The organism is Pseudomonas sp. PWP3-1b2 (assembly GCF_049896045.1).
GTDB classification, from domain to species: Bacteria; Pseudomonadota; Gammaproteobacteria; order Pseudomonadales; family Pseudomonadaceae; genus Aquipseudomonas; species Aquipseudomonas antarctica_B.
This window is the reverse complement of sequence record NZ_JAFCTN010000006.1, coordinates 32,523-58,075: the sequence shown is the minus strand read 5'-3', so window position 1 is coordinate 58,075 and position 25,553 is coordinate 32,523. Positions and strand designations below refer to the sequence as shown.

Here is a 25,553-nt window from a genome sequence, read left to right as displayed (position 1 = left end):
AGACCTGCCACTACTTTCAGCGACTGACCCACCGCTTTCGCGAGCAAGCCCGCTCCCACAGGGGTTAGGCGATGTAGCTTAAAACGTGTAGCGCCTGGGTAAGCCCTTGCAGCACCAGCTGTTCTGATACACACAGTCAAACATGTGGGAGCGGGCTTGCCCGCGATAGCGGTGGGTCAGTCAATATCTTCAGTGGCTGACCCACCGCTTTCGCGAGCAAGCCCGCTCCCACAGGGGGTCGGTTGTGCTGCCGGGATCGCGGCTTCCAGCACGGGATTATCGGGGAATGACGATCGGAATAAACATCGGCGCGGGCGCAGGTGGCGGTTTGATCTGCCCCTCGCTTTTCACCACGGTAATGCCTTTGCTTTTGAGGGTGTCGAACAACCGCTCGGTCGCGGCACCGTCGTCATACCCGCCGTCATCAATCGTTACGCTCAACCCCAATAGCCGCTGGCCCTCCGTCAGCTGTAGTTGCCTGGCGCGGAAGAAAGACCAGATCGAGATCTTCTTGATGGCTGACAGATTCACGTTTGCCAGTTCTTCATACTTCATGGTTTTGCCATTCCAACCCATCACGTACAGGTCATTGGTCGTCAGCGCAAAAGTACAAAAGTAGTAAGTGCCGGTATTGGAGTTCGGTGTAGTGATGGTGACTGCACAACGGCCATGCTGAACAATCGGCTCGGTGATACCCGGGAAGTTTTTGACCAGGTCAGACAGGTACTGCGCGCGATCGTAATAAACCGTCGCCCTGTCGTACGGTGTGGTGTTGCAGCCGGCAAGCAACGTTGCGACGGCCAGCAAAATCCATGTAGCAAAACGCATTGAATACTCCCTGCGACGACCTGTTGCGATGGAACAGGCGCGCGGTTCATGAAGTTGATGTGGCCGAAAGCCACATGTGGGAGCGGGCTTGCCCGCGAAGGCGGTGGGTCAGTCAGCACATCTGTCGACTGAACCACCGCTATCGCGGGCAAGCCCGCTCCGACAGGGTTGAGGTGGTGAGGTTTAGAAGGCGTAGCGTGCTTTGAGCATTACGCCGTCTGCGTCGAAGCCGCTGCGGGCCTGGCGGGTGTAGCTGGCGCCGACGGTGAAGTCCGACACCTTGTAATTCACACCCACACTGGCTTCGTAGCTGTCACGCGCCACCGAAGCGCCGGTGACGGTAAACGCCGAGCCGCCGGCCACGAAGCTTGAGGTTTGTGCCACGCGGTCGCCCATCAGGTCGTGATACGCCATCAACGTCGCTTCCGGTTGCAGGCTGCCAGCGCCCAAAGGCAGGTTGCCCGCCAGACGAATACCGGCGCCCAGTTCGCCCACTTCATAACGTTGCGAACCGGTGCTCAGCGCGGCCGACGAGCCCTTCTCCGTGAAGCCATCCATGCGCACGTTGGAATAACGTGCCGCCACGCGTGGCTCGATCACGACCGCCTGCGACGGCTTGAAGCTGTAACCACCGATCACACTGGCCGACAGCACATTGCTGTCGTAACTGCCCTTGGCCGTGGTGCCCGCCACATGACGTTTGCTGTCGTTGTCGTTATGGCCGTAGCTGAGGCTGCCATCGGCAAACCAGTTTTGCAGCGACCAGTTGCCATACAGCGACAGCGCGTGGCCTTCGACGTCGGTCTTGTTGCCCAAATCCGAATGGATGTTGGAATTGAGGTAGCTGTAGGCCACGCCCAGGGTGGTGGTGTCGTTCACGCGCCCGTCCACACCCACGGCCATGCCGCTGCTGTTGGCCGAGTAGCCGTTGTTACCGCCACGCCCGTCCTGGTCCATGTTGCTGCTCAAGCCCTGCAACCACACGCCGCCGACCTGGTGGCTTTCGCGCTGGTCGGTGAGGCGGTTGAAGATCGCGCCGTTAACCACGGTTTGGCCCGAAAACGCCACGTCCAGCGCGCCACGGTTGACGTCCGGCTTGAGCTGTTCGCTGACTTGCGCCAGTTGCTGCGCAGTACCGGCGTTGGCCAGGGCCTGGAACACTTGGTCGTTCGTGCCGAGCTCGCTCAGCACATCGTTTTTGAAGGTGTTGACCGCCGTGGCGGCGGCAGCGCTGGCGCCGACACCGGCCAGTTCCTGCTGCACTTGCTGATTGTCTTTAACCGCAACCACGGCCTTGACCGTCTGCGCGTCAGTCGAGTAGCTGAGCACGTCGAGCAGCGATGAAGAACTCGCCACCGAGAGGCCGTTGTTCTGCAGGCTGGTGGCTTGCAGCAGGGTGTATTGCGTGCCGTTGTTGGTGCGGGCGAAGTCGCCGGGTTGCGCGCTGACAGTGACCTTCGAAGCCTGCGCGAACGTGGCATTACCGTTGACGGTCAGGTACGGCGTGGTCGGCACAACGCTGTCGGACAGGTGCATATCAATGCCCGCGCCGCTCGCGACGTTGAGGTCGCCAGTGATCGTGGTGCCGGGCGCCGAGAGGTTCAGCGAGCCCGAGTTGACCGAGACCGGCGCAATGATGCGGCTGCCGGTGAAATCGGCAACGCCTGCGACGTTGACCGCGCTCAGGTTGAGCAGATCGCCAGTGATTTTGCCGCCGGTCCAGTTCAACGTGGCCAGGTTGGCAGCGTCGATGGCGGTGCCGGAGTTGCTGCGGATTTCGCCGGCTTGCTGGTTGATTTCAAAGGGCGAGGTTTGGTAGTCAGGGTCGACCAGGATCGCCGTGCTATCGGCCTTGATCAGACCCCGGTTGACGATGCCGCGCGCGCCCGTCTGCGGGTTCTGGGTAAAGGTAGCGCCGGTCACATCGATGGCGACAGCGTTGGTGCCGTTGGCTTCGATGGTGCCGGTGTTGAGCAGGTAATCGTACGTACCGGAGTTGAACCGGACCGCCCTGGCCAGGCCGCCGTTGACCGTCACCAACCCGCTGTTCTCAATGCGCAGGTCACTGGTGTCGGTTTCAACCTCAATGCCCAGCGCCTCTTCACCGGTAACGCGAATGGTCCCGGAATTGAGAATCTTGCCGCCGACGGTCACCGGCAAATCGTTGTGGGTGTCCAGGATCAAGCCGAAGCCGTAATAGGACGTGACGTCCACCAGGCCGGAGTTGACCACATCGCCGCCTACCGTGGTGCCGTTGAGGTAAATACCCTCGCCGTCGCTGTCCGGGCCGGAACCCGGTACGTCAACGGTAACGATAGTCCCGGTGTTGATCACACTGCCGCCCACGTTCGCGGCACCTACCTCAAACCCCTCAGCCCACGACTGGTTAGTCAGCCGGATCGTACCGGTCTGGATCACATCGCCAGTAATAATGCCGCCTCGGGCAAGGAGGTCTGACTCTATCGCGCCATCCACCACAAACCCGCGAGTGTTGAGGCCGCTGCCATCAATGGTGTAATCGGCGCGATTGATCAGCGAACCCTGAATATCGGTCTCGGCAACACTGGCCCCATCGATATAACGCTGGGTGGCCACCAAGTTACGTGAACCGACCAGGGTAACAGGCTCGTTGAACACCTGACCCTTCCACTTGTTTTGCCCGGTGCTGACGTCGAACTCCACTGCACCAACATGCGCGGCACCCGCACTGACCATCAGGGCCAACAAGGTTTTCTGGAACTGCTTGCGCTTCATTTCAAACTCCATGAACTACAGTCAAAGCCGCCAATAGGCCCGGCGGCCGTAGATTTTCTAAGCGAAGGATCAATTGATCCGAATGCGTCCCCCCGGCGCGCCTTTCTGAAACGCAGGCGCGTGCAAGTGCACCGCAGCGGGCGGTGGCAGAGAGGGGAAACGGGAGGCGAGGTTCACATTAATCCTTAATGTCATTAGAAAACGCTGCAGTCCATGCAGGGCTACCGCTTGCGGGTAGGCGGGTTAAAGACACTGGGATACACAAAATGTTCAAGGTGCGTTGCGGTTTGAATCAATACCCGCCCGCGCGGATATCAGCCACTGCGAGCCACGCCGCCGCCATGCGATTAAACGCCTCGTCACAGGCCCGGTCTTGCAGCTGGACAATCGCTCGGCGGGCGTGCGCAATCGACCAGCCCGTGGAGTTCAACGTCAGCCAGGCACAATCAAGCCGCCCCTGCGCCAGGAACCGTTCAAACAGCGGTTTCTTGTCTTGCTGCGAATCAAACCAGGCCGGCAGCTCAACACCCGGCGGCGCGGGCATAGCCTGCAAAGCGATCTCAAAGGAACAACTGCGTTGCCACCACCCCGGCACGGGGTTCGAGGCGTCGGGGAACCCCCCTGTATACGGCAAGGCACTGCTCGGCATGCTTTCAAGCGGCGTCTGCGTTTTGAACACTTCAGCAGCGGCAAACGCTGCCAAGTCATCGCCCACCTCCAGCGACACTGCGTCCAGCTCCGCCAGGCAATCAAGGCCCACTGCGCTGGCGAACTGCTCAAGCTCCGGCGTTACGCCATCGTCAAGGCTCATTGCACGCATGGCGATCACGGCAAACAACTGCGCGGGGGTTCTGGCGATCTCCCGGACTGCGCACCCTCCCTCGACATACATCTCGACAAAACAAGGCTCGCGTTCCACGAACCAGTGCTTCCAATAACCGATGTAGGTAGGGCCGCCGCCGTCGCTCCACACCGGGATCAGTGCCGGTGGGTAGACGTACCAGTAAGCGGGAGCTTCCAGGGTGCAGATGGGCACAGGGATGCTCCCGTCGGCGCACGCGGCGAGTGCGGCGAGTGCGGCGGGCATGCTCAAGAGGCTGACCGCGCGAATAGCTCGGTCAGACTCTGCGCCACCGGCTCGGCATATTGACGCTCCATCCCGATAAACGGGACGCGCACAATTGGCATTGCCGCCTCCTCAATGTCGAAGCCATACCCCTCGCCTGCGCCATCTGCGCCAAACAGAAAAATGCCAGGCGCATAGGTTTCAACCTGATAATCGCGATTGAAATCCAACAGCTCCTGCGCCTGCCAGAAGATGAAATATTCTTCGCCAATAAAACCTTCGCCGCCATTGTGATGCTTCAGGAAATCGAGGTAGCTCTGCGGCAGCGCGACCCCCAGATTGGCAGTAAGGCTGTCGACAAATGCGGCGTCGGCCGGGGTATTCAAGCGGCCTTTGGTAACGTTATAGGGCGGCAATTTTCTTCATCTCCTCGGCAAGAAACCGTGGTGCGGGAGTGTCTGCGTAGCGCTGGGCCACGTTGAAAGGGTCTACCGTTGGCGCCACAACGCCTTCAAACGAAAAGCCACCCACGACATACCTGGCAAATGCGGGTGACGCCGGGTCCTCGTCGACTAACCAATAGCCGCGGTAAACCACCGCCAGATACTCACCGATATAGTAGCCAATCCGTGTAATGAACCAGACCCTGTCTTCATCGCTGATCACGGTGTTCTGGAAACCGCTGTCCAGCCGGGCCAAGAACTTTTCGGGCGTATTCAACACCTCATGAGGTTGCTCGAAACCAAGGGCCTCACAGAACTCATGCAATACCGGCAGGCGCTCGAATCTGAACCGTTCAAATTCGGCCATCCGGCGCGCCAGCAAGGCTTGGGGTGTCTCGTCGACTGTTTCCATGCGTACCTCAACAACACATTGTCAGTTCTGAGTCAGCGAGCGTTGCCAGGCTCCGCTGACGGCTTCAGTTAGGCTCACGCCGACGCCGCTCGGCGCAAATCAGCTCCCAGCCTTTTTCGACAGTGCCGGTGTATTGGCCACACGACGGGCCCCTCAACTGCGCATCGATGGCATCGCGCTCCGGCGCGAACCACACCCAATCTGCCAGGTATGCCACGCCCGCAGCCAGCACCAACACCACGCCGAGCCGAGTCGCCATGTGACGCACCGTTACGCGCGGGGTACGCGAACGCTCGAAGACAAACGCAAACAGCAGCGCGATGGCACTCCACAGAAATACACCCGCCGCCCACCCAAAAACAGAGGCCGTGACGGTCGTGAGATTGCCCCACAACATCATCGAAACCAGTGCACTGGCAAACATCAGCAGCAGGCATAAGCCCTGTGCCGCCCGACATCCGACTTCCTTAAAACGCAACATCTGGGCCTCCCGCCTCAAGGGAAAGTCGAAAAGGCCTCACTACTTGAGCTCCTTCACCAGATACCCGCTGGAAATCTGCGTAATCCCCGTGAGCGCACGGCGCAATGCCTGCGGGTCGGTGCGATACGTCTCAGGCGTGTAACCGTAGACGTTCTGACCATTGAACGCCGTGATCGTCTCGACCGTTTGCCAGAGCATCTCGCTGCCACGGTCCATCCGCGCCACCACGGTGAGCGTGGGGTACACCACACTGCTGAAGCCCTGGGTCAGGCGAAAGCCCCACTCCGCGACCGTCAGCTGAATCTGCGCATCGGCGGGCTCATCGTCGCCCACCACCTTGAGTGACGAGGTCTTGCCCAAGGCGTCGATAAAATTCTGTTTGAGCAACACGCCCACATCAATCTGCTCGGCATTTATCAACGCCAAAATCGCCGTGGGCGTCGGCAACTCGGCCAATTGGCCGGCCGTCATGCCCGCCGCAAAACCTGCGCCCGACAATGCCGCCGTGCCGACCTTGGACGCCCCGGCCGCCATGCCGACACCCGCGCCGAGCCCGGCGCCGACCGCCGCGCCCCAGGCCTGTTCGCGGCCCATGTAGACCATTTTTTGTGATTCCCACTTCACGGGCAGCACTTTTACGGTCTTGACCTGGGCGCGGTGCTCGGGGGTGAGAGGCTGGCTGACGCAGCCGCCGAGGATGAGCGTGGAGAGGAGGATCAGGAGGAGATTTTTCACATCAGTCCTTTAATGTTTTATTCAAGTTGAAATCGTTATGGGATTTGCCCGCGCTCTTCAAAAATCCAGAAGCGAACTCAGCATCCACAGTTAATAAAAGCTCCAGAACATCATAAATTTTCCAGCGATGAAGCTCCGGATTTGCAGCAATCGCCAACAGGTGCTCTCGCAACGCAGGAATGAATTCCTTGAATTGGTTGCGGCTGACCAGACTAAACATATCGACGATTTCAAAAGGCCGCTCATTCGACAGCTGGATGATTTTTACAATCGGCTCATAGAGTTCAGCCCGCGCTTTTTCGCCCTCACCCTGATCTGCCAGCTTGCAAAAGTAACTAACCAACGACCTCAGCACAAACTTGAACGTCTCATCGTGCCCGTGCAGCCGATGCGAGTTAAACCCTTCGAAGGCCTGGAAATGGTCAACGATATAGACCGTATAACTCAGCCCTTCCGGCATGCCCCAGCTGGTGAGCAAACGTGCGGCCAACAGCCTGATGTCGTCATCGGGATGAGACCTGAGCAACTCCGTAACGCCGGCTATTCGACTGTCGGGAATATCCACCCGGTCCAGGTCGGTAGCATCCACCGCATAATCAGCATGCGTGGGAACGAAATGCAGCAAGTCATTAATCCTGTCGTCCACACGCCCCTTATCGCTCCGAGCAGCGCTGGACGTTCCGTCGTCGTAAATATCGGCAAGGCTGCGCACCTCTGTCAGGTTGCCGGTCTGAATGACGATGGTCTTGGCGAACATATCCCCCAGTCGGGTTCTGGACTCCATGAAGATCCACACCCAATCGATGACCACCAGCACCCCGGCATTACGGGTAAACGACTGGGACACGCTGCAACCTGTGCGGGTCTTGCGGTCCACGGTGGCGATACTCAACAGGCGTTTGCCCAGGCTTTGGCCGTTGGGCAGTACGTCGGCGAGCAAGAGATAGGCAAAGCCCGCGAGAAAAGCGCAAAGGAAGCCGCCCATGGCAGTGACGGCCGGGAAGAATGCAGAAAGGCCATCGGCGCTGAACTTGACGACGAAAAATATCAGGACTGTGATTGCAGAATCGATGACTCGGGCCATCAGGCGGCGGCTGACACTGGCCAGTATCGTCGGCCGTGTCGCGGGGGGATTCGTGTCCATACGGTGTAACTCCAGCATGCGTCGCGTGTCAGTCAAACGGTAAATCGGGGTCAGACTACTGATATCTGTATTTGTATTAAATGGTGGTCTGACGCCGTTTTCCATCCGGTTCTCGGGTCACTGACCGCCACGTCACCAGCCCATCCAAGTCGTGTTCGGACTTCAGGAACTTGAGAACGTTTTGCGCCTCGGCTTTTTCCTCAAACGGCCCCGCGTAAAGGTGTGGTGGCTCATCAAGCACTGTGGGTATATCGATGAGCGCCATCTGTACCGCCATCCGTTCAAATTCCTCATCCGTATCGGCAGTCATGCGTGCGACCCAACCGCTGCGATCTCTCAGGGCAATCGGCTCCACTTCATCACCGCAGTGCTTACAGCGAGAGGCCGCCGCCTGGATGGGTTGATTGCAGGCGGGACAAGGTCGCAGGTCCGGATGCACCAAGGCGTCAATACCGGTCTTTGCAAGCCGGGGCATTAACAACACGGCAACCAGGGCGACACCGGGAAGGAAGAGCGCAATTGCAAACCACCTGGGCCCTGAGCGCCCGCGAGTGCTAGCAACGTAAGCGGTGACTGCTGTGAGAATGAGCCAAAGGGGGAGCGGGATGCCCATTGAACTTCCTTGTTTTGATAGTTGAGGGGGCGCTCGTTGAACGCGTAGTGAAAAAGAGGAAAGGACAAAGCAAGTTCAATTGAATAAATCTGCCCCCTTTTCGAGCGCTATCTACTTTTTTATACGCTCCAAAAATCTGGGGGTATGAAATCACATGCCGCCTTGTTTTGCGCTCAACCTTACCGGACTTATCGTCGCCATAGCCATCGGCAAGGTTGCGCACTCTGGGCATTCGCTCGTCTTTATGTATTGGCAGGCTCAACACATTCAACCGGTGCTTTAGGCAAAAACCAAAACGCGGCAAGCCCCATCGAAACGCCGCCAAACAGAAAGCCCAGCAGGCCGGGCATTAGGGTTTCAACCATCCGATAAGTATCCAGGTTACTGATCACGGCGAAAAAAACCCATACCGTCCACAACCCCGCGACCACAGCGCTTGCCAGTGAAATCTTCAGGTATGCCGACCTGGAGCCACGGACTTTCAGAAAGGTAATAACGAGCGCCAGTACCAGGGCTGGTATGAAAAAGATGATTTGCGCCAGGATCGGAATACTGAAAAACAGCGAAAAGACCTCCAGCCCCCTCACTTCTCCAATCAGCCTCGGGTTAGTAAAAACCTCGATCAGCATTTTGAGCAGCATAAAAGGGACAGCTGCCAACCCGGCAAACAACGGGCATAGCAGGAATGCGAAGAATACCTTTACTGCGGGATAACGCGTGCCACTCATAGGCCAGTCCTTTAGCCGCATGAAAAACAAAACCCACTGTTTACGGGCTATTTCTGTGTCGGCGAGGGCGACGAAGACATGGGCCGTTGCGCGCCAGCAAGGTGATGTCTTGCGTGGCTTTGGGTGGGGGCTTATAGTCCGGCCCGTCGCCCAAATGGCGATTCAGGTTTGGCGACCTGACAACAGAGTGCAAAAGCAATCCGCTTCCATGCAGGTGTTTTTGCACCCGCAAAGCTGTGCATGTTATGGCGGCTGTGCGCGGGAGACCTTCGGGTCTGCCGGTTTACTCTGTTGCCGGTTCGCCAACCTGCGTACAGCTGCCACCCATTCGTTTGGCGACGAATGAGTGGTGGCTTAATCCACCAACAGAGTACTGAAAATGAATCAATACATGCCCCTCACGGGCCACGACTGCACCGTCCCCGCTCTCCTCATCGACACCCAGGCGCCCCTCGACGTCCTCCACGACGCCGCCGTGTTCCGCATTCGCGCCGTCACACAACTGCTGGAAAATCTGGCCTTCCGCGAACAGCTCAGCAGCGATGCCGTAGTGCTTCAAGACTTCGCCCATTTGCTGGCTATTCCGCTGCGCGATGGGTGTGATTTGCTGGACGTCATCAGTCGCAGGCTCAATGCCGATCCATCCTGAGTAAAAGCCGGGCGGCCTGAGTGCCGCCCGATTTGTGAATGAACAGTTAAAGAGCAAACTCATTCAGTCACGGGGTTCGACCTAATAAAATTGCCGCCTCGTTTCAGCTTTTCTACTGCTTCAAATCCGTCATCAGCTTTTCTGTCATCAACTGGAAAACATGCTGCAGCGCACCACGCAACGCTTCAGGGTCTGACGCATATTGTTCTGGGGTGTATGCCTGGGTATTGCCGTCACTGAAGGCCGAGATGGTTTCGAAATTTCTCCACACAGTCACGTCACCCCGCTTCAGGGTCGCGACAATGCCCAACGTGGGAAAAAGCTCCGTACTGAAGTTTTTCAATGCAAATCCCCACTCCGAAACGACAAACTCCATATGTGCATCCGCCGCCGTGCCTTCTGGTGCAATCTTGAACAACCGCTCAGCGGTGATCCGAGTCTCCATTTGCTGCTTGAACAATTGCGCCGGCTCTATTTGATGACGCTTCAAATTCAGCAGAATGGCCTGACGAGGACTCAACGGCCCACCGTCGGCAACCTTGGCACCCGCCACCGAACCAGCTCCAATCATCGCGCTGGTCGCTCCTTTGGATGCGCCCGACGCCATACCCGCTGCAGCACCGGCGCCTGCGCCTAACCCGGCGCCCCAGGCTTGGTCCATGCTCGTGTACTTGAACTGCTGCTCCGAGAACAAGGCAGGCTCGATGGTGATGGTTTTAATTTGTTGGCGGCTTTCACTGCTCAGGTCTTTGGTGACACAGCCGTACAGCAGAAATACAGAGCAAAAAAGAGCGATAAATTTTTTCATACTCATCCATAACCCTGACTAGTCATACTTAAATAAAAATGAAAATAGGGCAAAACCGTGATCTGCCGCCCATTTCTCATTACTCTAACAAAACCTTTCAAGCAAGTCAGACGCAATTTTCTCGAGAATATTATCTTCATTCTCGCCGCTTTCAACCATCAAGTAATTTCCAACTTGACTATCATGATAGACACTGATCATAACCTCACCGCTTTTTAGCACCCATCTTCGCGAGTAAATACCATCATCAATTTGAACAGGTGTCGCCCCCAACACTTCTTCAAATAATTAATAAGTAAGTCAAAACCATCCCAGCCAGGAGCAACATTCAGATGGTACTCAACTAGCCCATTATCATTTTTCTTTTTATCTCTGTCGGCAATTCGTAGCTCATTCAGCTGCCTCCACATTGCTTAACAATTTTCAGCCTTGTTCTTGAGAGTGAACACGCCGCAGCACGGGGATCAAAACACTACTGTCGCGTTACATTAATCGTGACCCAACTCCATTTTCTCGTATTTATTATTTTAACAAGTGCAACGGCGCAGGGAAAACAATATCACCTCAAAAATATTCCCCCTCGGCAAGAATTGACGTCGCAATACTTAAATTTCAACTACAGCAGCAAACCTGACCTTCGACCAGATAATAAATGCCCTCAAGTCTTCCGCGTATTAAAGGAAGCCCGAACAGGGCCTTAGAAACATATGAAATAGGTAAGTCAGCTCTAACCACTTTTGAAAATTTTGAACACTCCCAAGAGGGTTTTATCATACCGTTCCAAAAGCTCACGGCCTCTCCCTTCTCCGACAAAACCACTGGCTGTACATACTCAACTGCGGCATTAGAATTCCAGTATAAATAGCCAGCATAAACAGTACCACTCGCTCCAAAAAAATCAGTACTCACAATAATCTGAAAATCTGATGAGTTTTCTTTTCCGGCGAGCGGGCGTACAGTCAGCTCGTCTTCGACGGAATCGTCCATCGGAAAAAACCATACACCGGAACGAGCGAGGTCATTCACAGTCAACTCATATATTTGCTTGTCCGACATAGTAAGCACACTTATTATTTAATTAAACGCCATATCAAATTGAAAAACTCAGGGCGCCCAATATCACCATACGCTTTTTGCAGCCCTGAGAAAACAGGTGAGCGAAAATAGAGGACAATATGGGTTAGATCACTAATCTCTGTCGTCGTATTAGTTTGTGGTCTGACCCCGCCTCCTTCCAAACCGGCGGCATCAGTACCCTTTTCCAACCAGACGGTTCGGCCATCTGGCAACTTACGGATATCAACCACATTTCCTGGCGTCATCTTAGTTTTTCCAGGCAAACCCGAGATCAATTCGTCTCTCGTCAGATTCGAACCTGAAACTCCTTTTGCCCCACGTGCTCAACTGCCGCTCTGATCCAAAACCTTTATCTCGCGCCAATAAATACTTTCTGGTAATGCCTGATTCTGATTAAACAGTGAAAAAACCTCAATCACATCATCAATATTAAACCACTCATCTTTTTTTAATGGAACACGGCCCGCGCTAAACGACAGCAGGGTTCCATCTTCAAAGTTCGTGCTGGAATTTGAATGATAGCCTCTAAACAGCCTTTTACTTTTCGCGTCATATTTTTCAATAAAACAAGTAAATCTGCCTCCAGCAACTTGCACATAGTTACCATCATCGTCAGTAATGCATGCCAGTGAGCTAGGACCGTAGCTTTTTAATTTCTTTAGCGCCTTTATAATCTGCGCCTGATTAACACCAACTTTTACAGGACTATTTTCGGCTTCGAGCTTCATACTTACCACCGTCACGGAACATAGACTGTTGTAGCGCTTCAAGACTTCGCCCATTTGCTGGCCATTCCGCTGCGCGATGGGTGTGATTTGCTGGATGTCATCAGTCGCAGGCTCAATGCCGATCCATCCTGAGTGAAAACGGGCGGCCTCTGTGCCGCCCGATTTGTGCCCCCTATTTTTCCGCCCGAACGGCCTATGGCCTGAGGCTCCAGCGCTTCAATTCAAACCGACTTTGACGGACCGCTCGGACGACCAGGAATCCTGGCCTGCCTGCAATATGGGTTCGGCAGGAATGCGGTATTTACCGAATGCGGTGACTACAGCCTGGTCTACCTCAGCGTTGCCCGAGCTTTCGACCAAAGCGATTAGCGGTACATTCGAACCCGGCTTACCTTGCACTTGCAGCGTCACCGGTTTGCTGACGCTGCCGCGTTTGATTTGCTTGTTCAAGGCAATCTCGATGTCCATCGCCGTACGATTGAGACTCTTGCGGCTGGTGTCACTCCAAACGTCGTTGTAGCGCTGTGTCTGTTCAGGCGTCAGCACCAACCCTTGAGCGCGAATCCGCTGGATGCCCTTCCACGCGACATCGCCGGCATGCTGGCTGGCCTCCACGTAATACATCATTGCCCCAAACAAATCCGGTGGGCCACCACGGCCCTCCTCCATCAATTTGGCCAACGCGAGTTTGCTTTTATCACTGTCACTCTTGGTCAGCGCCGACTGGTAAAGCCGCCGCGCCTCCACATCATTGCGCGCTTGCCCACGGCCCTCTTCGGCCATGCGTGCCAATCTCTCGTAACCGAGGCCATCCACGACCGCAACGGACTCATAGAGCGCTTGGGCCTTGGCAAAATCCTGTGGTAAGCCGCCGCGACCGAATTCATACAAAGCACCGAGCGCGGCCTTACAGCGCACGTTGCCGTCGTCGCTGGCGTTACGAATGAATTGAACATCGTTTGCTGTGAGGCTTTTCTCGCCTTCAGACAGCATGCATCGAACATTGGCCAGGCTCTGTTCAAAGGAGCTTTGCGGCTTGACGGTTTGACAACCCGCGAGGAGGCCTGTGAGTGCCAGTACAAAAATTGCCTTATTCATATGATGAGTCCGTAGTATCAAAAAAGGTGGCAGATCACAGATAACGACAAAAAAGGGACATATTTATTTAAATCAAAAAACACTTAAATTAAATAAATTCGTCCACTTTCCCTCTCATTTTTTAAGCTCCCGACCACATGGATTGATCATCTGCATGATTTCTGTATTTGTAGTAACCACAAGAGCAGGAAACTTCGTAACATAAATTGCCTCACTGGTTCGCCCGGTAGCTTCCACAAAGTTGCCCTCTGGGCCGACATAAGCTTTTTTTCCTTGCGGTACCATAACGTCAAGCATGAGCTTCTTTTTCTTCATGTCCGGATTATTGCGCACATCGTATGTCCAAATCTGTAGAGCATAATCTTTGGTGAATAAATAGAAATTCGGTGATGTATCTCTGGACTCGTAGAGGTGAGCGCACATGACGTCACTGGCCGCTACCGTTAAGTCGGGTTTGTAATGCTGACTGCTATAACTGGCAAGTATCAGCTTTGTGCGTGTCTGTACCGCAAGTGCGTTCTGTGGACGACACGGTTTCATGTCACTAAAAGGATAGGTGCACCACGCCACCTGACTCATCGTGACGATATCCTCAGGCTTTACGGAAAGATCCCTCTGGATGGAAATCTGGTCCTCGGGCCTTTCGTAGGGAATTCCTGCGCAGCCTGTTAGTAGCGCGAGAGTGTACAGGATGACCAGGTAAAAATATTTCCGATATACGCTACAATACTTCATTGCTGAACTTCCCTTTCTGCTGCCATGATTTTTGTACCGCTGCTGAATGGCCAAACATGGGTCGAATAAACTTTAAAAAAGGGGAAAGGTTTATTTAATCGACACAACGTTTCGGAAGATTAAATAAATCCGCCCTTTTCGTTTCACTCTGATTAGAAAGCCGTCGCCTTACCCTATTGGCCCTTTCATTGTGGCGGCCAGGCACGAACAAATAGTGGTTAAAAACATTGGGGGGCAGACTATTATTAGTAATTTAATTAAAATCGTCGTCTACCCCTACTTAATTTAAAGAGCAACTCTGCTGAGCTCCCAAAAACGCAAAAACGTGATCTGACCCCTATCTCCTTTAACGATCAGCCACTTACAATTTTTTTGATTATTCGGGAGGGCGCTCAAAAAGCATATCTAAAAATGCTGAAAAAGAAGATGCAACAAAAGATAATTCGGCATCGCTACCGGGAGATGCTTCATGATGCCACATCACTACGCCTGGATCTTCAGACTGACGATTCTCACGATAATCAAAACAGAGCGCATCTCCATTTCCTAACACCGAAAAAATAATTAAACCTTGAACAAAATCCTCGGGCGGATGTTGATATTTCATCTCCATTGTTTCAAATGAGCCCTCGATTTCACCGAAAGGCAAAAACATACCGGCGCTGCTCGTGACATCTTCTCCGAGGAGACGATTATAAAACTTAAAAACGGGCTTGTTCAAAATAAACGCGCCATTAAACCCTATTGAAACCTCTTTGTATTTTTCAGGAAAAACCACACCTGCCAATGCTTCAAAAGCTGCTATTTCAGCAGCATTACCTTGACCATAATACGAATCAAAACTAACGCCTGCGATCATTTTATTGCCCCTTGCTCATCGATTCCCACCCGACGTGGCGCGCACCATTATGGAAAACCTCGGGAACCAGTTGCATCCTACCGGTATCCTGATGGTGATGCCAAGTATACCCAGGGATCTTATCCTGACCACCGCGAATTGCTTTTAGCTGTACGTCCGTGAATGCGGAACTTGGAACGGCGCCACTATCTATCTGCGTTCGCAAGTCACGGGTGGCCATCCTTAACTGCCCCTCGTAACTCGCAGCCCGAAATTCGCTGATATTTATATGTGTGTCGAATTTCGTAATATCATCAAATATAGGGAAGCCTTTGTTATCAAAGACTACGCGTGCATTTGAACCATCTGGCAGCACAATATCCTTATGCATTCCCGCCAGTTTCACATTAGGCATCCCCGACGGCGGAACAGTCGTAGATAACACATTATCGGCACCATATTTATCACCCAATTCCTCCCGTATATTTCGGGAGTCATAAGGCACATCGCCGAGATTACCTTGGATCGAACAACTCCCTGCATTACAGGTATAACAAGGCCCCGTGTTATGCACCCAAGTGCTTAGCTTACCGACATAAAACGTATGTCCTATATCCACCGTCAGGTTGTATGTCCTTCCCTGCGGCTGCAGCAGCTTTATCGACACCACGGAGATCGAAGCATCTTGCGTCGCACCATCCCCCAACGATTGCAGCTGATCGCCCGGTTTGAGCTCTATCAGTGGTACAAAGCCTTTGCGCGCAGGGACGTAGAATGGATGGCCCGGAGTGACTTGCAAGGTCTCTGTTGTACCTTCGCCTGCGGCGCCGTTTTTCACCAGCGTCAGCTGATAAATCGGCTGGTCTGTTCGAATGTGGGTAGCGGAAACCTTGGAGGCGAATGGCTCACCTCCCATTTCAGACTTGGTCCAGACGATATCGCCCACCTTGAGCGCATCAATGGCTCGCTCACCATCGGGGGTGGCGACCATCGTCCCTGCAGCAAAACAGCATGGGCTATAGCCAGCTAATTTCGCCTGAGCTTGGTTGGCAAACTGCTCAGTCCCCTTTCCGGCCGCGGCATCTATGCCTTTACCTGCAACAGACTCGAGACCTTTACCAGCAACCGTTTCCGCCGCCTTCCCTGCAATAACCTCCGTACCCTTGACCGCCAATACATCCCGTGCAGCCAACTCTTTAATCGCGTTTAAAAGTGTTCCCTTACCCACTCCACCGATAGGCATGAGCTCAGCAAGTAGCTTGAGATCAATATTTGAATTGATGCCACCGCCCACCAAAACCCGAAGCCGGTCTATTTGCTCTGCCTGGGACGCAGCGTCAGAACTGAGCGCGGCGATCTCAGGGAGCTTCCTGATAGCCGTACCCTCTCCGTATTGCTCGGCCCACGCATCAGGCACAACCCCCATACCACCGGGTTCATTGTTGTAGGTGGTGTTACTCGAAGGATTGAACAGCCGCGAGTCTGTGTACTGCTTGTCTGTAGACTTGAACGCAACGACCTGATCCCCGTTCGCGACAATCGGGCTACCATCTGCCCAGGTCAGAAGAACTTTCTCGTTTTGCAGCTTAGTGATCACTCCCCGCGCAACACTCAGGTCGTCACCCAGAGCTTGCCCCTCAGGGTTTGTGGGGCTGTAACCGGCGAGAATGCCTTGTAGCTCATTGTTGGTTTTCTGATCGACTTCGCCCCCCGCTACAAATGTCAGGAGAGCATCCCACTCAAAGCCAGATCGGCTTTTCCTCGTGGCATCTAGACTCTTGGCCTCTTCGGCCAGTCTCTTCTCTTCCTGGACGTGCAACTTCCGGTTGTAAGACTGTGCATTCCCGGCGATTTCCGAACCCATGGCGACATCGCCATCAACACTCGCCGCAGCGAGTAACCCCACCAGCTTGGATGCCGCATTGACCAGTCGATCATGCTCTGCTGGATCACTACTACTGAGCAGAGATGACTTATCCAACGTCACGATGAGCGCCTCATTGGCGCCCGCAGCAATCGCCCCCGTCTTAAAGTCGCCGCCCATAGCTTCAGAAAGCAACCCGCCTACTACGGCGTGCAGTGCCGTTTTGCTCAGACCACTGTCCTGGAGTTTGTAGGCATTGCCAAAATCACCAACGCCTGTGAAAGCGGTCGCCTGCAGTACATCAAAAAGACTGCCCTTCATGGCGTCCTTGAAGCTGCCTTGTCCAAGGGCTTCAGAAAGCGTTCCGCGCACGGCACCGCCGGCTAATTGGATCGTTCCAAAACGACCAATTGCTGCCGGGTCGTTCCAATGGGGCACAACGCTTGGGCCGGTTACTTTGTTAGTTACGGGGTCGCTCTGCGCGCCGAACCAATTGCCACTGGCGTAATTCACAAAGCCTGCGGAAGCACCCGCGATCAGCGATTGTTTCATGCTGTCGCTGCTGAACGTTTCCTTGAATGCTGCCCCCAGGTTGCCTTTATTGTTTATGGTGCTAACGACGCCGGTACTGGCAAGCGACGTCAATGAGGCCGTCGCAATGACGTTGCCCAACCCAGCCGCAGTTCCTGCCACTGCTGCGGTGGTCGATGTCGCAGCGGTAGCGGTGGTAGCGGCTGCCATGGTGGAGCCGGCACCCACAGCGCTGCCTGCCGAGGCCGCAAGCGCACTGGCCGCTCCCGCCGTAAGCACAGTGACAACAATAATAATTGCCAGCATTGCACCTTGACCAAGACTGGAGTGGCTGTATTTAAAGGAGTCATGCAACTCTTTCACATGCCGCCAATCCACATCCCCACGCTTCTCAGCTTCTTTCAACCAAGCCAACTGAGGATCTGCCTTGACCATCACATCAATCGTCTGGCTAACCGTGTTCTGATCGATATGCTTGATATCGATCTTCAGCCCATCAACGGCCTTGATCGCCAATTCGCCCTGCGCCTTCAGCTCACTCTGGCGCAACGTCTCGTCGGTATTACCTTTACCCTTGGCGCTCGTCCAAGCCAGGTCGCTCTTACTCTTCTCGTGACTCTCCTGATGCAGGTCTTTAACCGCTTCAAACGTCACCGCGCCGCCGCTGGCAATCGTCAGGTCATTACCGCTGTCGAGCTTGGCGCGCTGATACAACTGGTCGCCGCCACTGACAAGCGATAAGTCACCCCCCGTCTTGATCTCAGTGCCAACGTTGGTAACGCGAGTAACCTCATCGCGCTTGGTCTCCTTCGCGCCCCAGCCGCCCTTCTTTTTCATGTCGTAGAGGGTGTAGGTGCTGTCCTGCGCAGCCAGCAGGTTCAACTTATCCCCGCTATACAGATAAGCCTCATTCCCCGCACTGATCTTGCTCGCCACAATCGTCGTATCACGCCCAGCCTGGCTCACAAAATCCCCACCCGCCGTCAACACGCTCGCCACTTGGGTAGTCTGGTCGTCCGAGGTCTTGATGCGTTTCTTGCCGTGTTTTTCCTTGCCCTCGACGTTGTGCATGTCGCTGACCGACGCCACGTTGAAGTCGCGCCCAGCCTCAACGGTCAGGTCTTTGCCGGCCGTGGCCGTGCTGCCGATGATGTTTACATCCTGCCCGGCCTTCATGTTGAGGTTGCCGCCCGCCGTGACGCTGGCGGCGAGGTTTTTGACGTCGGTGGTGATGCTGGATTTTTCGCCGCCGTCGCGGGTCTCGTGCTTGATGCGGGTGTCGCTGGCGGCGATGAGGTTGAGGTCGCGGCCGGCGGTCAGGTTGGCGTCTTTGCCAGCGGTGAGTGCGCCTCGGTTGGTGAGGTCGCGGCCGGCGTCGATGGCGAGGTTTTCGCGGGCGACGATGGTGCTGGCGCTGGTGTCGGTGAGGGTGCGCATGCCGGCGCCGTCACGTACCTGGATCGCGGTGTTGTCGTTGGTGATGTCGCCTTTGAGCGCAGCCAGGCTGACTTGGTTGCCGCGAATTTCGCCGGCCATGGCGTTGCGGATGCTGTCCTGGGCCAGCAGGCTCAGGTTGTTGCCAGCTTCCATCAGGCCGCCGGTGTAAATGCTGCCGCTGCTGACGGCGGAGAGGTTGTTGCTGGCGCGCAGGGTGCCGACGTTGATCAGATCGCCGCCGGTGACCAAGTTGAGGTCGCGGCCCTGGATCAGGCTGTTGCCGCGTACGTTGCGTGATTCGGCCTGGGCCAGGTAGAGCACGGGCACGAGGACGGTCTGGCCGTCGACCACGCGGTTTTCCATCCACACGATGTCGTGGGTCAGGGCGCCGACTTGCTGGCTGGTGAGCGTTACGCCGAGGCTCAGGCGCAGGGCGTCTTTGCTGGCGAGGGCGTTGTCCATCAGGTAGCGGAATTGGTCGGCGTCGCTGTACAGGCCGCCGGCCAGGAAGCGTTGGCCGGTTTGCGCGAGCACGGCGTCGCGGATCAGGCGGCTCTCGTATTGGCCATCGCCCAGGCGGCGCCAGGCGCTGTCATCGGTGAACCCGAGTTTGCCGAGCATGTAGTCGGAGCTGAAGAAGCCGGTGGTGGTGGCAAATTCCGGGTTGGTCTCGATCAGGTAGTGGCTGGTCGGGTCGGGATTTTTGACGAACAGGCCGTACTCGCCCTTGGGCAACTGGAAGTTCGGCGCGGTGGTGGGGTCGACCGGCGCGAACGGCGTGCCGGTGTAGTCCACGGGTACGAAGCCGCCGCCGGGGGCGACGCTGGCAACCGGCAACACGCTGCCGGCGGCTTGGGCGCTCGGGTCGTTGGCGTGTTTGCTCAGGTTGATGTTGATGCCGCCGACGGGGATGCCGGTCTGGTCGTCGCCCAGGGTGCCGGTCAACTGGGCCAGGGTGTTGTTGTGCAGCGTGCCGTTTTGCAGGGTGCGCGCGACGTTGAGGTTAACGGTGCCGCCCGCTTGCATGGTGGCGGCATAGCCGGGGCCGCCGTTGTCGGTCCAGGTGGTGACGTCGCTTAAGTGCCGGAACGGTTCGCTGTCGGGTGAACGGTTTTTCAGTTCTTCGAAGCGTGCCTTATCGAAATGCCCGGCCGCCGTGGCCGCATTGAACGCTGGAACGTCGACATATTGCATGCTTTCAAACAAATCGTCGGAAACGTGACCTGGCGTGCTGACGACAATCGTGCGCTGCCCCGTGCGCGTCGCGGCGCCCTGGTTCAGCAGGTCACCGGCGGTGATACTCAGGTCGCCATTGGCGGCCATCAGGCTGTAGCGGTTCTGCACATTGTCGCCTTGCACCAGCATGTTTTTGCCAGCCACCAGGCGCGCCGCTGCCGAATCCTTGGTCGCAGCCTCCAGGTACGTCTCGTAGATGGTGATATCACCACGCTCCCAGTTGTCTCTCTCGCCGCAGTGCTGGTGACAGATCCAACTCAGGCTGCCGGTGGTCAGCGTCTGCCCGAGTTCGAATGCGTCTTTGGCGTTTTCGATGAAGCCTGCATTGATGCCGATGGAGCCTTCGCTTTCCACGGTGCCGGAGCGGTTGCTGAACAGCACCGCCTTGCCGCCATCCACCGCTGCAAAACTCAAGTTGCCCTTGCTGTAAACGTCGCCATACAGGTTGCTGAAGCCATTACCGCGCAACGTCATGTCGCCGCCGCTGAACAACAGCGTGTCGGCCGCGTTGTTGATGCCGTTGACGGCCGTCAGGTTCACCGCACCTTGAGCACCGAGGGTGCCCCGGTTATTGATCTGCGCCGCTGCGATGTCCAACTGCTGACGCGCGGTGAGGAAACCGAGGTTATCCAGGGTGCCGCCCAGCTTGATCTGGATGTTGACGCCTGCGAGGCGACCGCCGTTCTGGCTGAGGTTGTTCGCCGCCACCGTCAGGGTTTGCAGGGCCGACACGCGGCCGCTGTTGGTGATGTCGCCAGGGGTGGTGATGCTCAAGTCGCCGTCGCTGAGCAGTTCGCCGCCGTTGTTCAGGCTGGCCACGTCGAGGACCAGGCCCTTGGCGCTGGCCATGCGGTCGCCCGCCTTGAGGGTCAGGCCTTGGGCACTTTTGTAGGTCAGGACTTCGTTGAGTTGCACACGGCCCAGGCCATCGACGTTGCCGAACGCCCAGTCGGCGCTGCCCGTGCCATTGATGCTGCCCTGGCTGCCGCTGAGGCTGGCGGTGTTGAGGCGGAACAGGCCGGAACCTGCGTGCTGCAATTGCCCGGACTGGTTGTTCAGGCTGGCGGCATCGAGGCTCAAAGCGGTGCTACCGAATTCGAGGGCGCCGTTCTGGTTGTTGATCGCACCGCTGAGGGTGAGGCTGCTGCTGGCGCCGGCCAGCGCACGCAGTTGCCCGCCGTCGCTGTTGTCGAGGTTGCCGCCGCTGAGGGTCAGGCCTTGATTGGCCTCGATCAGGCCGCCGCGGTTGGCCAGCGTGTCGCGGGATGTGAGGCTGATCTGGTTGCCGCTGATCTGGCCGCCCGCGCCGTTGTCCAGTGCAGCGCCGTTGACGGTGACCTGCTCTTTGCCGAACAGTTTGCCGCCACGGTTGCTCAGGGCTTCGACGGTCAATTGCAGGTTGCCCAGCAGGCTCGCCATCAAGCCCCCACTGCTGTTGTCTACCGTGCCGGCAGTGACGGTCAGGCTATCGCCCTGCACGGTACCGCCCAGGTTATTCAGGCTGCCGGTCGTCAGCTCGGTAAGCCCGCCGCCGCTGAGGATGATGCCTTTGCGGTTGGCCACGTCCTGGCCGCTGAAGCTCAGGCCCTGGTTACCGGCCAGCAGTTGGCCGGCGTCGTTGTTCAGGTGCTGCGCGGTGATGTCCAGACGCTTGCCGCGCAGGGTGCCGCCGCCGTTGTCGAGGGTGGTGAGGGCCTTGACCAGAATGCTGCGCTCGCCGGCATCAAGGGTGCCGCCCGCGTTGGTCAGCAGGTCGCTGACGTTGAACGTGATGTCGCCGCCATCGCTGACCAGCGCGCCCTTGTTGCTGTTGATGAAGGTTTGCGCGGTCACGTCGACCGAGTTGCCGAGCAGGATGCCCGCACTGTTGTCCAGGCGCTCACCTTGCAGTTGCAGGAGGCCCTCACTTTGAATGCGGCCTTGGGCATTGAGCAATTGGCCCGGCCCCTTGAGCAGCAGGCTCACACCCTGCGCGCCGCCGGCCAGCAGGCCCGCGTCACGGTTGTCGAGGTTTAATGCACGCACGTCGAGCTGATCACCCAGCACGCGCCCGGCGCGGTTGTCGATGTCACCGCCGCTGGCGTCGAGCAGCAATTGCTTGCCGACGATCACGCCGCTCTGGTTGTTCAGGTTGGCGGCGTGCAGCGCCACATTGCCCTGCCCGGCCTGCAAGCGGCCCTGAGCGTTGTTGAGCTGTTGGGCGGTAACGAGGGTCAATTTGCCGGTGTTGGCGCTCAGCACGCCGTTGGCGTTGCTGCTGAGGCTGCCGGCGTTGAGGTTAAGGTCGGTGCTGGCCTGGGCGAAACCCTGGCTGTTGTTGAACGCATTGGCGACGGAGAGGTTCAGCGCGCCGTTATCGGCCTGGATCAGGCCCTTTTGGCTGTTGTCGAGGTCGCTGGCGTTCACCGTCAGCGCACCGGCGACCAGCACGCCGTTCTGGTTGTTGAGGCTGGCCGCGTTGACCGTCAGATCGTTGGCGACGATTTGCCCGCCAGTGTTGTTCAGGGCGGCGCTGCTGAGCACCAGGCTGCCGCCGGCCATTTCAATGCGGCCCTGGCGGTTATCCAGGGAGGCCGTGTCGAGCGTCGCGGCCTGGCCTTCACCGAAGCGAATCAAGCCGCCAAGGTTGGCGATGGCCGGTGCGCTGATCGCCAGGTTTTGCTCGCCGAAGATTCGCGCGGTGGCGCCCTGGTTGCTCAGGTTGGCCGTGCTGATGCTGACGGTTTTGCCCTGGATGATGCTGCCCTGATTGGTCAGCGCCTGCGCGGCGGTGATTGCCAACGCGCGGCTGGCCAGCAGGTTGCCGCTGGTGTTGACGGTTTGCGCATTCACCACCAGGTCGCCGGTGGCGTTGCGGCTGTTGTCCGCTGCCACGCCGGCTTCGATGATGCCAGCGTTGGTCACGCTGGCCGCGTTGAGTTCAATGCGTTGGCCGGCGGCCACGCTCTTCTGGTTGACCAGGGCTTGGGCGCTGGTGACGTTTACGTTGCCGGTGGCGTAAACCTTGTCCGTCAGGTTGACGCTTTGCGCATTCACCCTGACGTTACCGGTGGCCGCCGCCTGCGCCATGCTCAAGTGGCCATTGGCATCGAGCTGAATATCCCCACCACTGGCCGCCAGCGTGCCGTCGAGCTTTACGCCCACCCCAGCCTCGGTGCCCACCAGTTTGATCGCGCCTGCATACATGCCGCCCAGGGCCGACGAGTCAATCGCCAGCTCCGGCTTGGCGCTGCCGTCGTCGGCGCGCGGGGTGGCGGTGAGGGTGTTGGCGTCGACGTCGTTGCGACCGGCGATCACCGCGAGTTCGCGGGCGTTGATCTGTGCGTTGATCTTGGCCGAGCGGGTGATGATTTCGAAACGGTCGACGTTGCTCGCGTTCAAGCCTTCGCCATCGATAGTCACCGCGCCGCCGTCAACCTGGTAGCGCTGCAACTGGCCACTGGCGTCGAGCACCGGCTTGCCGGTGGTGAGGGTCACGTTGGGGGTGTTGATAAACCCGCAACCGCTGCACGTGACGCCGTACGGGTTGGCAACGATGACCTTGGCCGACTGGCCCGCCACTTCGGTATAACCGCGCAACTGGCTCGGGCTGCCGCCGTTGACTTCGTTGAGAATGACACTGGCGGCGCCGCCCTTGAGGTTGGGGTTGCCGACGATGTAGCCGCCCAGTTGGGTGTTGGTGACCGCACCGGTGGCGTTGTTGAGGATTACGCCGTTGGGGCCGACGTTATAGTCCTTGAATTGGTTGTGCGAGAGGCCGCTGCCATTGGGCGTGGCGATGTTCACCACCGGCACGCCATTGCCGGCCTGGCCGACGGTAGTCCCCGGCGCGCTCACTGCAATCCCGTCGGCTTGGGCCAGCAGCGGCTGCCAGAACAGCGCGTTAACCAGGATCAGCACCAGCCCGCGCTTGGGCAGGCCGAAGAACGAGTCCCGCGGCTTCAGCGCAGCAGAAGGTTGGCGTGCCAGAAAGGCAAAGTGGCGAATATCCATATTCAGATTCTCGGTGCTGCGGGGCGTTGAATTACAGGAAGAAATCCATGCGGAAGTAGATCGGCGCTTCGCGCTCGCTCATCACAGCGCTGGCTGATGGCCAGGCTGGATAATTTGAACGAAGCGCCACACGCCGTGAACGGATTCAGGTGGCTGAGGATGACGGAGTGTTTGCGGTTAACCTGCGCGCCCGGCGTTGCGAACGCCATAGCATCGTGGTCTGAATCAGCGAGTAGAAAATACCGGGGCCGTGGCAATAACAAAAACATGTTCGATCCGTCGAAAACCAAGGCCAGCAAATTAACATCGAACTTGCGCTAGCCCAACGAACTGAACCAGCCGCACAGCCCAATCAAACTCAGCCCAACCTATTGATTTATAAAAACAAAAAACCATCAGATAGACAGCCAACTCAACACTGGAAGCATTATTCCGACAAGCGGCACCTATCTTAAGAGCGCTTCACCGGAGCGCTTAAATTTGCCACTACTTAGCCATCAAGCGCTCTCCGAGAAACGTTAGTACCGGGAAAAGCAGTAAAGTTCGCGACGTTTTTGTGAATTGGATCCCACTTGTCGGTATTGAGGTAGGTCGCACCTATGTGCTCGGAAGCGATCATCCACCGGTTGGCCAAGGCTGACCTGGTCTTGATCCTGAGGTGGTCTAAGTTATGAGAGGCTGTATTTCTCCTGCAACTTTTGCATCACTAATTCATAAAGATAGGGCTTACTCCCTCACTGATCACTATTTCCTCTGGAATCCCATCATAGACAAAAAGCTCATCACCTAAGTATAAAAATGAAAGGCAAAAGTCGTTATCAAACGAGAGAAAAACGCCTGCCACTACATCTTCAACTAAGGACTGCACGAGCGATGCTGGCACTAACCTCTTTGCTACAATATCGAAGCAATAGAATTCACCGGTCTGTCACCCTGTCCCTCACTGTTCGTGCTCAGCGGCAAAGTTAATACAGCTAGGACGCAATTCGTCGGACTTACCACTCTCCCTCTTTAGAAGTTCGCCTTTGCGATAAAGTACACTTCTGATCGCCCAAAACGCAGAAAACCGGGGTCTGCCCCCCTATTTCTCCTGAAAATCAAATAAATCCGCCCCCTTTTCCTTTCATCCCCTTTTCCCCATCATTAACAAAAATACTAGTGCCTTTTTCTGTCTTTACGACTTTTCAGCCATGACAACACCCAAATACCCGCACCTACTGGAACCCCGCAGTAAGCACCGATTTTCAGAGAGGCATTGATAACGCTAGCCTCAAGCGCCCAATGACCCAGTTTGAAATATGCAATCGTCGCCACGAGTAAATTGCCGACAATACCCACCACAAAAAATACCAGAA

The 25,553-nt window shown here is 56.5% G+C and carries 19 protein-coding genes; 1 reads left to right on the top strand and 18 read right to left on the bottom strand.

Annotated elements, in window-relative coordinates:
• Positions 1 to 276: 276 nt before the first annotated feature.
• The 10 genes from ACP7A2_RS05895 to ACP7A2_RS05850 all read right to left on the bottom strand — a co-directional run bounded on the left by ACP7A2_RS05895 (position 277) and on the right by ACP7A2_RS05850 (position 9,204).
• Positions 277 to 828, bottom strand: a complete 552-nt coding sequence (locus ACP7A2_RS05895; protein ID WP_426133470.1) for a hypothetical protein — start codon at positions 826 to 828, stop codon at positions 277 to 279.
• A 183-nt stretch (positions 829 to 1,011) separates the two neighbouring features.
• Positions 1,012 to 3,582: an autotransporter outer membrane beta-barrel domain-containing protein gene (locus ACP7A2_RS05890; protein ID WP_426133469.1), complete on the bottom strand. Its 2,571-nt coding sequence runs from the start codon at positions 3,580 to 3,582 to the stop codon at positions 1,012 to 1,014.
• 292 nt (positions 3,583 to 3,874) lie between these two features.
• The gene (locus ACP7A2_RS05885; protein WP_426133468.1) at positions 3,875 to 4,618 is read right to left on the bottom strand and encodes a hypothetical protein; all 744 of its coding nucleotides are present in this window, start codon (positions 4,616 to 4,618) and stop codon (positions 3,875 to 3,877) included.
• A gap of 53 nt (positions 4,619 to 4,671) precedes the next feature.
• Positions 4,672 to 5,064 (bottom strand): SMI1/KNR4 family protein, encoded by a 393-nt coding sequence (locus tag ACP7A2_RS05880; RefSeq protein ID WP_426133467.1) that lies wholly within the window; start codon positions 5,062 to 5,064, stop codon positions 4,672 to 4,674.
• Positions 5,051 to 5,503: a hypothetical protein gene (locus tag ACP7A2_RS05875; RefSeq protein ID WP_426133466.1), complete on the bottom strand. Its 453-nt coding sequence runs from the start codon at positions 5,501 to 5,503 to the stop codon at positions 5,051 to 5,053. Before ACP7A2_RS05875 ends, ACP7A2_RS05880 begins: the two co-directional genes overlap by 14 nt.
• 64 nt (positions 5,504 to 5,567) lie before the next feature.
• Positions 5,568 to 5,984 (bottom strand): hypothetical protein, encoded by a 417-nt coding sequence (locus tag ACP7A2_RS05870; protein ID WP_426133465.1) that lies wholly within the window; start codon positions 5,982 to 5,984, stop codon positions 5,568 to 5,570.
• A gap of 39 nt (positions 5,985 to 6,023) precedes the next feature.
• Positions 6,024 to 6,719 carry a hypothetical protein gene (locus ACP7A2_RS05865; RefSeq protein ID WP_375068559.1) on the bottom strand — a complete coding sequence of 232 codons (696 nt, stop codon included), beginning with the start codon at positions 6,717 to 6,719 and terminating at the stop codon, positions 6,024 to 6,026.
• A 1-nt stretch (position 6,720) separates the two neighbouring features.
• Positions 6,721 to 7,863 carry an RDD family protein gene (locus ACP7A2_RS05860; RefSeq protein ID WP_426133464.1) on the bottom strand — a complete coding sequence of 381 codons (1,143 nt, stop codon included), beginning with the start codon at positions 7,861 to 7,863 and terminating at the stop codon, positions 6,721 to 6,723.
• 76 nt (positions 7,864 to 7,939) lie between these two features.
• Entirely contained in the window at positions 7,940 to 8,476 is a 537-nt protein-coding gene (locus ACP7A2_RS05855) for a zinc ribbon domain-containing protein (RefSeq protein WP_426133463.1), read from the bottom strand.
• 242 nt (positions 8,477 to 8,718) lie between these two features.
• On the bottom strand, positions 8,719 to 9,204 hold the full coding sequence (locus ACP7A2_RS05850) for a hypothetical protein (RefSeq protein ID WP_426133462.1): 486 nt from the start codon (positions 9,202 to 9,204) through the stop codon (positions 8,719 to 8,721).
• A 391-nt stretch (positions 9,205 to 9,595) separates the two neighbouring features.
• Between ACP7A2_RS05850 and ACP7A2_RS05845 the strand changes: the two genes are divergently transcribed.
• Complete coding sequence (locus ACP7A2_RS05845; RefSeq protein ID WP_177006290.1) at positions 9,596 to 9,853, top strand: hypothetical protein; 258 nt, start codon at positions 9,596 to 9,598, stop codon at positions 9,851 to 9,853.
• 112 nt (positions 9,854 to 9,965) lie between these two features.
• Here ACP7A2_RS05845 and ACP7A2_RS05840 read toward each other — a convergent pair whose 3' ends face one another.
• The 8 genes from ACP7A2_RS05840 to ACP7A2_RS05805 form a co-directional block, all read right to left on the bottom strand.
• Entirely contained in the window at positions 9,966 to 10,661 is a 696-nt protein-coding gene (locus tag ACP7A2_RS05840) for a hypothetical protein (RefSeq protein ID WP_426133461.1), read from the bottom strand.
• A 612-nt stretch (positions 10,662 to 11,273) separates the two neighbouring features.
• The gene (locus ACP7A2_RS05835) at positions 11,274 to 11,648 is read right to left on the bottom strand and encodes a hypothetical protein (protein ID WP_426133460.1); all 375 of its coding nucleotides are present in this window, start codon (positions 11,646 to 11,648) and stop codon (positions 11,274 to 11,276) included.
• Between the two features lie 83 nt (positions 11,649 to 11,731).
• Positions 11,732 to 11,983, bottom strand: coding sequence for a hypothetical protein (locus ACP7A2_RS05830; protein WP_426133459.1), 252 nt, complete (start codon positions 11,981 to 11,983; stop codon positions 11,732 to 11,734).
• A 78-nt stretch (positions 11,984 to 12,061) separates the two neighbouring features.
• Positions 12,062 to 12,466: a hypothetical protein gene (locus ACP7A2_RS05825; RefSeq protein WP_375068566.1), complete on the bottom strand. Its 405-nt coding sequence runs from the start codon at positions 12,464 to 12,466 to the stop codon at positions 12,062 to 12,064.
• A 216-nt stretch (positions 12,467 to 12,682) separates the two neighbouring features.
• Positions 12,683 to 13,564 carry a tetratricopeptide repeat protein gene (locus ACP7A2_RS05820; protein ID WP_426133458.1) on the bottom strand — a complete coding sequence of 294 codons (882 nt, stop codon included), beginning with the start codon at positions 13,562 to 13,564 and terminating at the stop codon, positions 12,683 to 12,685.
• 114 nt (positions 13,565 to 13,678) lie between these two features.
• Positions 13,679 to 14,143 carry a hypothetical protein gene (locus ACP7A2_RS05815; RefSeq protein WP_426133457.1) on the bottom strand — a complete coding sequence of 155 codons (465 nt, stop codon included), beginning with the start codon at positions 14,141 to 14,143 and terminating at the stop codon, positions 13,679 to 13,681.
• 532 nt (positions 14,144 to 14,675) lie between these two features.
• The gene (locus ACP7A2_RS05810; RefSeq protein ID WP_426133456.1) at positions 14,676 to 15,158 is read right to left on the bottom strand and encodes an SMI1/KNR4 family protein; all 483 of its coding nucleotides are present in this window, start codon (positions 15,156 to 15,158) and stop codon (positions 14,676 to 14,678) included.
• 1 nt (position 15,159) lies between these two features.
• Complete coding sequence (locus tag ACP7A2_RS05805) at positions 15,160 to 24,198, bottom strand: filamentous hemagglutinin N-terminal domain-containing protein (RefSeq protein ID WP_426133455.1); 9,039 nt, start codon at positions 24,196 to 24,198, stop codon at positions 15,160 to 15,162.
• Between the last annotated feature and the right edge of the window lie 1,355 nt (positions 24,199 to 25,553).

What these genes read in the sequence shown, in the direction of transcription:
- ACP7A2_RS05820 (WP_426133458.1), bottom strand. Translation starts at nt 13,564, where the DNA reads ATGAATAAGGCAATTTTTGTACTGGCACTCACAGGCCTCCTCGCGGGT.
- ACP7A2_RS05850 (WP_426133462.1), bottom strand. Translation starts at nt 9,204, where the DNA reads ATGAGTGGCACGCGTTATCCCGCAGTAAAGGTATTCTTCGCATTCCTG.
- ACP7A2_RS05895 (WP_426133470.1), bottom strand. Translation starts at nt 828, where the DNA reads ATGCGTTTTGCTACATGGATTTTGCTGGCCGTCGCAACGTTGCTTGCC.
- ACP7A2_RS05830 (WP_426133459.1), bottom strand. Translation starts at nt 11,983, where the DNA reads ATGACGCCAGGAAATGTGGTTGATATCCGTAAGTTGCCAGATGGCCGA.
- ACP7A2_RS05840 (WP_426133461.1), bottom strand. Translation starts at nt 10,661, where the DNA reads ATGAAAAAATTTATCGCTCTTTTTTGCTCTGTATTTCTGCTGTACGGC.
- ACP7A2_RS05810 (WP_426133456.1), bottom strand. Translation starts at nt 15,158, where the DNA reads ATGATCGCAGGCGTTAGTTTTGATTCGTATTATGGTCAAGGTAATGCT.
- ACP7A2_RS05890 (WP_426133469.1), bottom strand. Translation starts at nt 3,582, where the DNA reads ATGAAGCGCAAGCAGTTCCAGAAAACCTTGTTGGCCCTGATGGTCAGT.
- ACP7A2_RS05875 (WP_426133466.1), bottom strand. Translation starts at nt 5,503, where the DNA reads ATGGAAACAGTCGACGAGACACCCCAAGCCTTGCTGGCGCGCCGGATG.
- ACP7A2_RS05855 (WP_426133463.1), bottom strand. Translation starts at nt 8,476, where the DNA reads ATGGGCATCCCGCTCCCCCTTTGGCTCATTCTCACAGCAGTCACCGCT.
- ACP7A2_RS05835 (WP_426133460.1), bottom strand. Translation starts at nt 11,648, where the DNA reads ATGGACGATTCCGTCGAAGACGAGCTGACTGTACGCCCGCTCGCCGGA.
- ACP7A2_RS05825 (WP_375068566.1), bottom strand. Translation starts at nt 12,466, where the DNA reads ATGAAGCTCGAAGCCGAAAATAGTCCTGTAAAAGTTGGTGTTAATCAG.
- ACP7A2_RS05860 (WP_426133464.1), bottom strand. Translation starts at nt 7,863, where the DNA reads ATGGACACGAATCCCCCCGCGACACGGCCGACGATACTGGCCAGTGTC.
- ACP7A2_RS05870 (WP_426133465.1), bottom strand. Translation starts at nt 5,984, where the DNA reads ATGTTGCGTTTTAAGGAAGTCGGATGTCGGGCGGCACAGGGCTTATGC.
- ACP7A2_RS05805 (WP_426133455.1), bottom strand. Translation starts at nt 24,198, where the DNA reads ATGGATATTCGCCACTTTGCCTTTCTGGCACGCCAACCTTCTGCTGCG.
- ACP7A2_RS05815 (WP_426133457.1), bottom strand. Translation starts at nt 14,143, where the DNA reads ATGAGTCAGGTGGCGTGGTGCACCTATCCTTTTAGTGACATGAAACCG.
- ACP7A2_RS05845 (WP_177006290.1), top strand. Translation starts at nt 9,596, where the DNA reads ATGCCCCTCACGGGCCACGACTGCACCGTCCCCGCTCTCCTCATCGAC.